Source organism: Oligoflexia bacterium (genome assembly GCA_034439615.1).
GTDB lineage: Bacteria > Bdellovibrionota > Bdellovibrionia > JABDDW01 > JABDDW01 > JAWXAT01.
The window spans coordinates 38,514-50,985 of record JAWXAT010000002.1 but is presented as its reverse complement, the minus strand read 5'-3'; the positions used below and the strand labels follow the sequence as shown (position 1 = coordinate 50,985).

Annotated in this window: 12 protein-coding genes; 9 read left to right on the top strand and 3 right to left on the bottom strand. The window is 39.5% G+C overall.

Annotation, left to right across the window (positions count from 1 at the left end; translation table 11 throughout):
* The first annotated feature begins 182 nt into the window (after positions 1–182).
* Positions 183–809: a hypothetical protein gene (locus tag SGI74_00300; protein MDZ4675924.1), complete on the top strand. Its 627-nt coding sequence runs from the start codon at positions 183–185 to the stop codon at positions 807–809.
* A 235-nt stretch (positions 810–1,044) separates the two neighbouring features.
* On the top strand, positions 1,045–1,515 hold the full coding sequence (locus tag SGI74_00295) for a DUF4442 domain-containing protein (protein ID MDZ4675923.1): 471 nt from the start codon (positions 1,045–1,047) through the stop codon (positions 1,513–1,515).
* 88 nt (positions 1,516–1,603) lie between these two features.
* Here SGI74_00295 and SGI74_00290 read toward each other — a convergent pair whose 3' ends face one another.
* On the bottom strand, positions 1,604–3,085 hold the full coding sequence (locus SGI74_00290) for a metallophosphoesterase (protein ID MDZ4675922.1): 1,482 nt from the start codon (positions 3,083–3,085) through the stop codon (positions 1,604–1,606).
* 128 nt (positions 3,086–3,213) lie between these two features.
* Here SGI74_00290 and SGI74_00285 point away from each other — a divergent pair, with 128 nt between their 5' ends.
* Positions 3,214–3,693, top strand: coding sequence for a peptidylprolyl isomerase (locus SGI74_00285; GenBank protein ID MDZ4675921.1), 480 nt, complete (start codon positions 3,214–3,216; stop codon positions 3,691–3,693).
* Between the two features lie 10 nt (positions 3,694–3,703).
* On the opposite strand, the gene SGI74_00280 is transcribed toward SGI74_00285, so the two are convergent.
* Positions 3,704–5,026 carry a trypsin-like peptidase domain-containing protein gene (locus tag SGI74_00280; protein ID MDZ4675920.1) on the bottom strand — a complete coding sequence of 441 codons (1,323 nt, stop codon included), beginning with the start codon at positions 5,024–5,026 and terminating at the stop codon, positions 3,704–3,706.
* Positions 5,027–5,207: 181 nt separating this feature from the next.
* Between SGI74_00280 and SGI74_00275 the strand changes: the two genes are divergently transcribed.
* The 6 genes from SGI74_00275 to SGI74_00250 all read left to right on the top strand — a co-directional run bounded on the left by SGI74_00275 (position 5,208) and on the right by SGI74_00250 (position 11,579).
* On the top strand, positions 5,208–6,392 hold the full coding sequence (locus tag SGI74_00275) for a glycosyltransferase family 9 protein (protein ID MDZ4675919.1): 1,185 nt from the start codon (positions 5,208–5,210) through the stop codon (positions 6,390–6,392).
* A gap of 16 nt (positions 6,393–6,408) precedes the next feature.
* On the top strand, positions 6,409–7,161 hold the full coding sequence (locus tag SGI74_00270; GenBank protein MDZ4675918.1) for a hypothetical protein: 753 nt from the start codon (positions 6,409–6,411) through the stop codon (positions 7,159–7,161).
* A 116-nt stretch (positions 7,162–7,277) separates the two neighbouring features.
* A complete protein-coding gene (locus tag SGI74_00265; GenBank protein MDZ4675917.1) occupies positions 7,278–8,540 on the top strand; it encodes a hypothetical protein in 1,263 nt (420 codons plus the stop codon).
* Between the two features lie 81 nt (positions 8,541–8,621).
* Positions 8,622–9,182, top strand: coding sequence for a hypothetical protein (locus tag SGI74_00260; GenBank protein MDZ4675916.1), 561 nt, complete (start codon positions 8,622–8,624; stop codon positions 9,180–9,182).
* Positions 9,183–9,282: 100 nt separating this feature from the next.
* On the top strand, positions 9,283–10,620 hold the full coding sequence (locus SGI74_00255) for an MBOAT family protein (GenBank protein ID MDZ4675915.1): 1,338 nt from the start codon (positions 9,283–9,285) through the stop codon (positions 10,618–10,620).
* 125 nt (positions 10,621–10,745) lie between these two features.
* A complete protein-coding gene (locus SGI74_00250) occupies positions 10,746–11,579 on the top strand; it encodes a hypothetical protein (GenBank protein ID MDZ4675914.1) in 834 nt (277 codons plus the stop codon).
* A gap of 17 nt (positions 11,580–11,596) precedes the next feature.
* Here the strand turns inward: SGI74_00250 and SGI74_00245 are convergent, their stop codons facing one another.
* Positions 11,597–12,376: a glycosyltransferase family 2 protein gene (locus SGI74_00245; GenBank protein MDZ4675913.1), complete on the bottom strand. Its 780-nt coding sequence runs from the start codon at positions 12,374–12,376 to the stop codon at positions 11,597–11,599.
* Between the last annotated feature and the right edge of the window lie 96 nt (positions 12,377–12,472).

The following is a 12,472-nucleotide window of genomic DNA, read 5'->3' as shown; positions in this document are numbered from 1 at the left end:
TTCAAATCACAATAAACTCAAAGCACTTCACACATTTGGTAAATCGACAATGGATCGCTATTTGGAGAGTTGACGGTCAATTGGGGGAATCATAGCATTTCATTGACAGCCACGGCATACTGTTTGCTCATTGGATTGTATTCACCACTCAATAATAAATAATTAATCTGAAGGTATTTTTTATGAAATTTTTACAATTTTTAACACCATTTATCGTCCTTTCTATGGGTTGCGGGCCAAAGTACTTAAGCGATCCCGTGCCTCCAAAAGATTCCAGTCAGGATTTTTGGAGTGTTGTTAATGGAAAGTATCAAAATGTCTCGGGAACACGCATCGAATTTGACCGAAACGCCAAGACTTTTAGTTACTACGCGCCTAGCACAAGTTTTGAACCGTACTTACTTAATCCTAAAAAGATGAAAACATTGGCAAATAAAAATGATCCAACTTGCGCTCATGTGGTCACAGGGAGTGTTCTAAAATACTCTCAAAGACCAAGCTGGTTTGGTAGTGGGACAAAAGAAACTTATTTAGAATTTGAGATAGACACTAAAGTAAGCAAAACTATTTATTACTCCAATGAACTTAAGAAAACAGATGAGCTTGCCCATACTTCATTGGGGCTCGCTAAGTTTGCTTGCGAGAGTATTTCTTATTCTATCTTACCAATAGGTTTTCATTCATTGACCCTGGCTTCATATAATTCAGATGTTATCGTTTTTAACGATGCAAAGATATATTATCGAGCTCCAAAGGATCAGACTCGCCAGGTTATTCAAGAAAATCTTATTTTCCACCGCGTTGAATGACTGTCAGATTGAACATCTAACACTAGTCTTTAGCTCCTTACCTGTTATGAATGGCAAGGGGAAATTGATTGATAAGGCCTGTGATTATTTTGAAGTCACTTCTGCTTCTTTCTCTTTTTTGAGTCTTTCTTGAAAACTTGATCTAATCGTGTAAGTGAACCATGTGATTAAATATTATCTTTTTTCGATAGCATAATTCAGTTAGTGTACTTAGGCCGTGGGAGGCTTGCAAATCATGAAACTTTTAAAAGAAACATTTATTTTAAGAACATTCGGTCTTTTAAAAATACCGATGATATTTTTCTTAAGACCTTCAGTTGTTGATGTTAGTGAGAAACGCATTGAAATCAAAATCCCACTTTCAAGGCGATCAAAAAATCACCTTAATGGAATGTATTTCGGAGCCCTGAGTGTGGGTGCTGATTGTGCTGGTGGAATTTTAGCTTTGCGTTTGATTCACAAAAGAAAAGAAAAAATTTCTTTGATTTTTAAAGACTTTAAAGCTGATTTTCTTAAGCGAGCCGAGGCGGATGTTCATTTTAGCTGCGAAGATGGTGATGCCATTACTGAATTGGTTGAAAGAGCCATTAAATCTGGTGAGCGTGAAAACCTAGCGGTAAATGTAACTGCAACTACACCAAAGAAAACGGGTAAAGAACCCATAGCTCGCTTTGTTTTGACTTTATCACTTAAGAAAAAAGCTTAAGAAGTGCGTACTGAATTCAAAATACGGCACTCAGCCATTTCCGCCTCTTTTAATACATTTTACTGCATTTGAACCTCGGTGAGACCGATTATATTATTGCAGACTTGAAAGTTTTTACTTCTTCATCTTTTGTGACTGTGTCGATGACTTTTATTAATACTGCGGCGTCGTCTTTCCATTCATGTAATTCAGAAATGCGTTGTCCTGATGTTCCTGGTTTGATCCATGCGAAACATTTTCTACCCATCGCCTTTGTACACTCTACATCTTCGTAAGCAGGTGACCAAGTTCCTGTGTTGATATACTCAATGCCTTCTGTCCATGTGTGACCTTCGTGATGAGTGTGACCATGAATGATTCGTTTTACCTTTGCAATGCGCGCACTGATGGGTGCCTTGATGAAAGTCATTTTTTGAACTTTAGCGACATCTGATTTGATCGCGCGAGAATAAAATATCAAGGCAGGCATAAATAACATCGCAGGAACAAAAAACCACCAAAGTGATGCGCGTGTAAAAACATTCATAAAAGTGAAAACTTGAAAACTACCAAAGAGAATTAAGACTAGAACAATGGCGCGATCAAGCCAAAGCTCACGCAAAATTCTCATGGGGTTGAAAATCGCCGGGTGAGCATGAAGCTCTCGAAGCCCTAAGAGTGTATGAACTTTTGAGTTTGAGCGATCAGCGATATCATTAATGCGCGATTCAATTGTGAGTGGGTCTGTCATGGCAGGAAGTAAACCTTCGCCGACTGAATACATCAATGTAACGATTGCGCCCCATAGCCAGGTAAAAACTAAAAATGGTTGAGTGCGAACCACATACTTATAAAAAAATACGAGATATTCTTTAAGTGAGTTTTTAATAAAACTACTATCGACGTGCGGGTTCATAAGCCCCATGCCATTGAGCATGTATTTGCCAGCGAGATTTCCAAATGGCAATCTTACAACAACAAACGGGCCTTTGCGAATCAGCGGGTTAATGGGATTAGAGCATAAGCAGTATGCGTCGTATTGATTTCCGTGTTCAATCAGCGTGTCTTGATTGCTGATATAGAACCATTCGCAAAAGCGGACATTGTTTTTTAAATTTTCAGGAAGATCTAATGCACTTCTGATTTCTTGTTGAACTGATGGCCAGTGAAGTTCCATATCGTGATTGCCTATGACAAAAACAGCGCGATGGCCTTTGAGCAAAAAATCGCGAAGTGCTTGAACCCAAATATGATGATCGCTTAAGATCACTTGAATTTTAAATTTAGATTTTGGTTCTTCCGCAGATAAACCCCTGAGCCGCTCTAGCCAATTCACTTTGGTTTCATATTTGGCTGGAATCTTCATGACAGAATCGAAATCAAAAATGTCGCCATTGAAAACCAACTCAATGGGTGAGGCGGCTTTTGCATCGATGTACTCTAAAAAGCGTTTAAAAGTTCGATCAACGAAGTATTTGGGCCGCTTAAAACGCTTCCAATAGGGGTTATAAGCATGAGGCGGTTCTGCATCAGCAAGGTGGATATCACTTAAAACAATTGTGTTTGATGCTTTTTTAAAGTCGACGCTCACATGTAAATTCTAGCATACGTTTCTGGGTTTTCTAACGGATATTGAATGATGCGTAGGGGTAACTGATTTTATTGTTGCTTGCTGCGATAAGGAGAAGTATTTTTTCTCTTTTAAATGAAAGGGACCATATGAAAACTCAAGTTGTTTCATTCCATTACACGCTTAAAGACAAAACTGGCCAGACCATCGAGGAGTCACAAAAAAGTGCACCAGTGATGTATCTTGAGGGGAGTGGGCAAATTATTCCTGGTCTAGAAGCAGCGATGAAACAACTTAAAGTCGGTGATAAGAAAGAAATTTTTGTCGTATCAGATCAAGCGTATGGTCCTCGTGATCCAAACCTCATTGTCACACTTCCTCATTCTCAATTGCCAAAGGGCGATAAGATTGAAGTGGGTCAACAATTTCGCGGCGAATCCGGCGATGGACATAATCAAATTTTTACAGTTGTTGAAGTAACTGGCACCGATGTGAAAATGGATGGCAATCACCCACTTTCCGGCCAAGATCTTACGTTTAATGTGGAGGTTCTTGAAAAGCGTGAAGCTACCGAAGAAGAATTGCAGCACGGTCACGCCCATGGAGCCGACGGTCACCATCATCACTAAATTTCAAAGCCTAACCTTGGCGCGATTGAAACATCACGCTCCAAGAATTTAGTGTTCCGACGTCATAGGCTTCGGTGTCAGACACGCTTAATTTCCATGGGCCATTTACTTTAATTTCAGAAAATTCTTTGGGTAGTTCATAGGTCTTTACAATGTTATCGATTGATCCACCCGCGCGATCACTTAGTTTGATAGTTTTGCCATCTGCGGCTTTCAAGGTAACGATGAGATCACCAATCCACGTGTGTGAAATATTAACTGATACAAAAACTTTTCTGCCATTGGGTGCACTTAAAACGTTAATAAGTGATGAAACTCCAGTAAGGTTTTTATCAGGAATATTCAAATTTGGTTTTGCTTCGTACTTATCTTGTTGACCAGGAGAAGGTGAGGGCTGGGGTTGTGGTGTTGGCGAAGGATTGGTTTGTTGCACAGGAAGATACGGTAAAACTTTTGAAATTTGTGTTACGTCTTCTCCGCGGCAACTACTATCGGTACATACTTTAGAAACTTGGCATGACCCTTGTGAAGCGAAATCTTGTTCTCCGCGTACAAGCACACCTTCGATGAGTCCGGTGTGAGCATTAAAAACTCCAGAGCCGGAATTTCCTCCGTATGTGTCTAGGTTAGCAACAAAGTATTCAGATGATACACTTCTAACTTTTGCACCAGCTGCTACTTTTGTGGGGAGGCCCACAGGATATCCGATGACTAAAATATCATCCCCTGAACCCACACCACCTTGAGCACGAACGGGTAAGGGTGGGTGATTGGCGACGGGGCGATCTAATTTTATGACCGCAAAATCAGCACCGCGGTCATTTCTTTCGGTATGAATAATCTGACCACAGCCATAAACTTCAGAAGTTGGAACTTGCGATGGATTCACCCCTTTTTGATAAACACCAAAACCAAATACAAATTTTGTATTTGTACAATCAGCGCTTGAAGAAATGCAGTGCCCAGCAGTGAGTACCAAGTCAGATCCTACAAGTGTGCCTGAACAAAATGCCGCTGTTGGTTGATCGCGGTATTTTTCACTCGGGCAAAGATTCATTGCTGAACCAAAATTTGAAGTCGATATAACTGTTGTGCCGTTATTATTTCGAAGTTTGCTTGATTGAATTAAAGCGACGGTTGAATTGGCTAAAGCTAACACCTCTTGATTTGTAACTTCATAGAGATCAAGGCGATCATCATTTCCGTAGATGACATCTTCTTTTACCGCGCCTGGATCTTTGGCGAGTTTTACTTCAAGATTTGGATTTTTATTTTGGCATCCTGCTAAAAACAAAAACGACGTTATTGCGATTACATAAATCCTTTTATGCATCATTCCCCCTTAGATCCCCCTTAGATTGTTCCCTAGGTTTGCATTGCACAAACCCATCCCCTGGTAATTAAGACCCATGTCTAGATGCTTTGGGTTAATGGTCTTGGCAAATTACTTTCAGTTCTAAGTTCCAGACTTTCGCTCTATGGGAGTTATTGATTCCTATTGCTACAATAAAGATATGGTCCAGACTGATTGTCGTCATTTTTCAGGTTATAAACCGTGCTCAAAAAACACAATATGTTCTGAGCATTGCAAATTAAAAGAAGTAGCAACACCTCGCATTCTTATTATTCACCTTGAAGCTTTGGGTGCTGTTTTAAGGGCTACAGTAATTCTGCGAGCAATTCATTCGCAGTGGCCAAAAGCGCACGTAACTTGGATCACTAATCCCTTGGCCTCAGCGTTATTAGAAAATAATCCGTATATCAATCGTCTCTTGAAAAATAATCATGAGGGAACTCTAGCGCTTTCAACATTGGCTTTTGATTACACATTTTGCGTAGATAAATCATTAGTGGCCGCAGGTTTAATGGAAATCCCGATTGATAGTGGTGAGAGAAGAGGTTTTGGTGTTGATCAGAAAACTGGTGCGATCATACCACTGAATTTGGACGCGCAAAAACTGTATGAAATCGGTTTGTCGAATTATGAAAAATTTTACGTAAATAAAAAATCAGAAGCTCAATTGATTATTGAATCGCTAGGCTTTAAATCTCATAGAGAAAAATATGTTTTTGAATTCACGCGCGATGAGAAGTTACTTAAAACCAAGGAGCGAGAAAGACTGGGCCTTATTCGCTCTAAAAAACCTATCATTGGTTTTAATACGGGATGTAGCCCCACGATTTCGTATAAAAAGTTAACTGTTGCAGGTTGGTGTAAACTTATAGAAATGATTTCGTTAAAATACCCGGGTTCACCACTTTTACTTTTAGGTGGTCCAGAAGATACTCAGCGCAATATTCAAATCGCGACCATACTAACTCAAGCTACTGTTATTGCGACACCCACGTTGTTGGGGCTTCGCCAGGGAATGATATATATAGATATGTGTGACGCTGTGATCACAGGTGATTCTTTGGGCATGCACATGGCCATTGCATTAAATAAATGGACCGTCGCTTGGTTTGGCCCCACTTGTGCCCATGAAATAGACTTTTATGATCGTGGGGCAGCGGTCGTAACTGAGGCCCCCTGTTCGCCATGTTGGAAGCGTAGTTGTGATAAAGAAGTCATGTGTTATGACCAAGTGAATTACGATAAAATCATAAGTGCACTCAGTGTAGGCCTTCGTAAATTAATAGACCAAGGTCTTGTTAAGTTTTCTCATGTTTCGTCGATAAATCAAATGTCATCACTATGAAATAGGAGAAAATACTATGTGGGAACAATTTAAAATTTTATTGCCATCAATCGTTGGTCACTGGGTCGTACTGGTTGTTTTAGCAACAGGTGGCTGGTTCTTGTTTACTAAGTTTTACAAGCACTTTGCATTCAAATGGGAATTGCCTGTATTGGTTGCAACGGTTGTACATTTGTTTATGACTGCAAACCTTTTTGTGAATCTCTACCAAAATGGTGTGATGTTCGCATATCAGCAAGCGGTTCAACAAGCTCAAGCACAAGCGCGCAATCAACAACAACCACAACAACAACAAAATGTTGATCCTGCAACTCAGATGAAAGCTAATTTCTTAACATCTGTTGAGAGCTTAGTTCAAGATCCTGCGCAAATTAATGATGAGAACAAAGCAAAACTTTTTGGTGCATTTAAAGAACTTTTCGCAGACAAAAAAGCTCGCGCTGAATATGCAAAAAGCATCTCAGATGTTTATCAATGTCAGCTCCATTTTTGGGAAGATGCTTTAGCTTCATTTAATGCTAAGCAACCCACCAAGAGTGATGCGCGTAAAGGTTGTGAGAAAAAATCAGGCGCATTCTTTGGTCGTGAGAAACTCATCACCCTTGAGTCATCTAAGAATAACGATCAAACAATTGCTGAACTTGCTGCACGCACAAAACGCGTTCCCGCTTCAGATGGCAAGCAAGTAGAAGTCACTGAAGGAATGGTTCGTGAAGCTCTTGATGCTCAAATCAAAGCTACCTATAATTTGAAGAAGATTTTCGAATAAGAATTACTGAATAATTTACATGAATGTTTAAAAAGAGGGTGGATGTCTAGACAAACACCCTCTTTCCTTTTATAAATCTATCTCTTACTTTTGTTTGTCGTAAGGGAGGGTTTATCATGTTTAATTTCGCAATTCTCATAGTGGTATTTGTTTTCATTTCAGGTTGTTCAGTCACCAAAAATATGGATGAAATGAATGACAAAATGAGCAAAATGCTCGATGAAATCAAAGAGACAAATAAGCAAACAAAAGAAATGAAGGTCGAAATGAACGGCCTTTCTGAAACCTCTGATTATCTTGCCAACAAAACAAATAGCCTCTTAGACGAATCTCGAAATCTTCGAAATCTCACTTCCGAAATGAATGTTACAACGGCAAGCCTACTTCAGATCACTGAAGAATTAGTGCCTAAAGTTCGACCTGCTATTTTATCACCAATTCGTGACGACGCATTTGCAAATCTTCATAAAGAAACAAGTGATCTCGTAGATACAAAGTTTATCTATGCATCAAAGTATTTTTTAGCACTTGAATTTCAACATTGGGACCATCGCTATGAGGGCACTGCAGCTCGTGAAAAATTCATTGACCAAGCGGTGAGTGAGTTTTTTGGTTATGTGAAAAGATTTGTTGTACATAGTCGACCCTTATTGCCGCTGTTTCCAAATAATAAGCATAATAACCTCTATGCGCTTGTAGCAACTCTTCATACAGTTCATGAAGATCAAGAGATTAATAAGGGGCCCAATAATCAAGCCCTTTTGAGTATGAAATCTATTATAGCTATGGGTCTTAGTGAGGTTGTAAAAACCCGTTCGAATGTGCCCAATATTTCTGAGAAATGTTATAAATTATTACGGGCAAAAAACTCTGAGCAGGTAAAGCAAGTTCAAGTAGAGTTTGAAAAAGCAAAAGTTATTGTACCTAAATTTGTCTGTCTCATTGGTGAAAATGAAGGTTTAGCTACATATTTACTTCAACTGCGATTTAATTTTCTTGTGGGTGTAGCTCTTGCCAATGCCACAAAGCTAAACCTTGAAGGTACAAATAATATTTTTGATACCCTTTGGACTGAAGCTGGCAATCTTATTAAAAAAGGCAATATGTGGCGGGCTGCTTGGAAACCCCATTTGCTTTCTCAAAAGTCTGTTTATGTACTCGCTTATTTATGTGAGGTTTTAGAAGAAGCCCTAAACACTCGCGATATACTCAGACAATTAGGAGTAGAGGTTACGTTTGGAGAGAATTTATTAGGTTCAAATATGCCTCTAGGTGTTCTTCAGAATATGGAATATCCTGATATTCCAGCTACTTACCAGATGGAGCACAGAGTACTCCTAGATCGTTATTACAAGCTCCTAAAAGCAGCTGGAAATTAATATAAATCAAATAAAAACAGTCACTTACATTCCTTAAGGTTTTCTCTCAACTAGCCGAAAGGTTAGTTGATGGAAAGGTATATGAAGAGCTTTTTACTCTTAATGGTGGTGTTAACTGTCGCTTGTTTTAAGAATCCAGGCGAAGAGAAGACCCCTGTTTTAGCGGAATCAGTTCCAATCGCTCCCTATTACAATTTGTTTTCTAAGTCAGCGCTCACCAATGAATCATGGCTTTGGGCTGAGGGTAAATGTTTTGGAAATAAGACCATCATTTTTACTTATGAAAGTCCGCTAACACCAAAAAACTCGATCGATGCCATATGCGCAAAAAACGGAATGGTTGCACTTAAATTACCAGTTGTTGAGGGTCATAAACCTCAAATGTTCAAAGTAGAAATGTATGCTCGGCTTGGTGCTAAAAAATCAAAGACACTCATGGTTAATGTTAATTATTTCCCGACACCTCCTGCAGTGCCTGGTTATGCGGTTTTAACTGGAGGCGGTCGTGTGAGTCATGCAACTGCTAATGTATCAATGACAACTCAAATTGGAGAATCCTGGACATACACAACAGTACCTACAGCAGCGGGGGTCAAACTTGCGCCGGGCCTAGATGGTGTTGTTGGCAGTTTTCCGTACTAGCTAGCTGAATTTTCTTCTGTTAAAAACAAAGTAGAGGAGCACTTCTTTGTTATTTAACAGCGTCATATTCATATTCGCTTTCTTGCCAGTGACCTACTTTGTGTACTGGCGACTTAAAACTAAAACCAGTCGTTATATTTGGCTCACAGCCACAGGTTATGTGTTCTACGGATGGTGGAATGCGAAGTTCTGTCTGCTTATGCTTTTTTCAACACTTGTAAGTTATATCGCCGGTCGAGCAATATTGTCTGCGAATACACAAATTCAAAAAAAACGAGCCATGCTCATTGCCGTTGTTATTGATTTAACACTCTTAGGGTTTTTCAAATATTATAATTTCTTTATCGATTCTGTAGCAGCGGTTTTTTCAGCTGCTGGTGCTCCGATTCCCATCACACATCTTAATATTATTTTACCAGTTGGAATTTCATTCTACACGTTTCACACCATGAGTTATGTGATTGATGCGTATCGTGGTGTTATTAAACCAACGAAAAACTTTTTTGAATTCTCATGTTACGTATCGCTTTTTTCTCAATTAGTGGCCGGGCCCATAGTGCGTTTTAGACAAATTGAAGATGATTTAGAAAATATTGATAAATCAAATCAGTTTGCAAAAATCGAAGAGGGTATTTCAATTTTTCTTATAGGTTTAAGTAAGAAAGTACTCATTGCTGATAGTATCGCCACAATTATAGATCCAGCATTTAAAAACGCTGGCCTTATGGGTACAGAGGGAAGTTGGTTACTGGCCCTTGGCTACACCTATCAACTGTATTTTGATTTTTCAGGTTATAGCGATATGGCCGTGGGCTTGGGTCTTATGTTTGGAATTAGAATTCCACAGAATTTTAATTCACCTTACAAGGCCGTGAGCATTAGTGATTTTTGGCGTCGTTGGCATATCAGCCTTTCAACGTGGCTTAGAGATTACTTGTACATTCCACTTGGTGGAAATCGTCGTGGAGAAGTGCGAACCCATGTGAATTTATTAATCACAATGCTCTTGGGCGGTCTGTGGCACGGAGCTAACTGGACATTTATTGTGTGGGGCGCGTTTCATGGAGTTTTACTGACGATTAATAATTTATTTAAGAACCATGTGAGTATTCAACTGCCAAAGTTCATCGGTCAATTTATTACATTTTTGTGTGTGGTGATCGGGTGGGTGTATTTTAGATCTGAAATATTAGGGCATGCCAACGCTGTTATAGATAAAATGTTTTCAATGCAAAGTGGTTTGTTGCCTCAGCCTGTTGGTTCGCTAGTTGGATTTATTTTTATTGCTGGTTTGATTGCTCACATTGCTCCAAATACTATGGAGCTAAAACACCGCTGGCGCCCAGCTATGGCCTATGTGTTTGCGGGCTTGTTTTTACTCTGCATGTTTAGAATTATAGCCAATGAAAATTCGCCATTTTTGTATTTTCAGTTTTAATTAAAAAGTTGAACTGGCACAGACGTTGAATCCTTGATTTCGGTATGTCAGTAGAGGTGTATTTAAACCATTTTAGGAGCCTAAAAAGGCTAATCTTTATATAGGCGCTGAGCCTTTTTTGCGCCTTGACTGCTGCCGCCTCCACATTCACTTCTCAACAGCTTGTTGAGCAAGCAGAGTTATACATTAAAAATAATCAGTTCCAGCAGGCTATTTGGTCATATCAAGAAGCTGGCAATCATACACTGGCTGAAAAATTTAAAAAAGAACTCGAGCTAAGAATGAAGGCATCCTCACCTGCAAGTGGGTTTATCGATATATTAATCGATAAAAAGTTAAGCTTTCACAAAGGCTACTTAAGCACCGGAGAGCATGTAATCGCGAAATTCTATCATATTGAAAATGAAGTTCTAGCCTACCAAGTTTCAGAGGCTTTAGGCCTTTACCTTATTCCTGCGACTGTAGATAGAATCTATAAATTCAACGGCAGGGAATACCGTATTTCAGTTCAGATTATGGTTGATGATACTATAGCTGGATTTGAAGGGCCACTGCGGGGTGCTGCTGATTTTACTATTAGGCCTTACCCGCCTGAATACAAAAATCTTTATCTTTTAGATTATCTTTTAAGTAATGGAGATCGTCACGAAGGTAATTGGCTTTTATTATGGCGTGATCGCGTGGTGGCCATTGACCATGGATTTATATTTCGTGAACCGATACTCTTAGATATTCCAGATGAGTATCTTCCTGGCGACGAGGTGGCTCAAAAACTTTTGCATTTTAAGCTTAAGAATACGGTGGGAGTTTCGCCTGCTAATATCAGAGCATTCAATCAGCGAAGAGATATCGTTATTGAAAGACTTAAAGTTTTAAAGCGACTGCCGCGAGTATCACCTTATGAAAAAGCCCTAGAAACCTGTATAAATTCATTAGCAAGTATCAACGCGTTACTCTAAATTTTCTTTTACCGGTATTAAAAATACCCAAACTTATTTTTAAATCTGATCCATTTGCGGCGGTATTTTTGAAACTTTGTATTCTCAAGTGGTCTTGGATCAAAACCCCATTTAGATATAAATTTTTGAAGGCTGTCTTGTTCATATCCTGATGGAAGATTTGCAGAATCACGTGTGCCTTTTGAGTGATGCCAGATAAAACACGAACCGGTTTTGTAATACTTTAAACCGGCGCGATCCATGCGTTCTTGTAGATCGCGGTCTTCGTATCCTACGAAATAGCGCTCATCAAAAACCCCTACTTTTTCAAAAGTGTCCCGCCTAAAAAACATTAAGATCGCAGCCCAATCGTGAGAATGTTTTGCATAATTGCGTTGAATAAACTGTTGAGCCTTAAGGGGGATTTGTTTTTCGTCAAAAGGTGTTTCATCGTAATAAGGGGCAATCATTGCGCCACCAAGGGTTTCAGTGGCTAGCAGCAAGCTTGAGTCCCAATTTGGCATCAGCCAGGTATCGTTATTCAAAAGTGCGATGAAATCACCAGTGGAGTTTTTAATACCTTGGTTAAATGCAGCGCCGACTCCCAGGTTTTTTTCGTTGGTCACGATAATGACGGACCATCCTTTGAGTTCTGCTTTTTTCTTAAATTCCCTGAGATATTCTGGGGTGTTATCGGTTGAGTGATTGTCAATAATCACCAGCTGATGTGCTTGATGAGCTCCTTCAACGAGTGAGGGAAGGCATCGCTGGGTCAGATGCACATGATTAAATACGGGAACCACAACAGAGATTTTCATTTTCAGGAGTAAATAGACCTCAGCGAAGTATTGAAAGTCAACAGCCGGCATTTCATGACTTAACGAAAAAATAATTTTGTGCTCAGTTGACTTTAG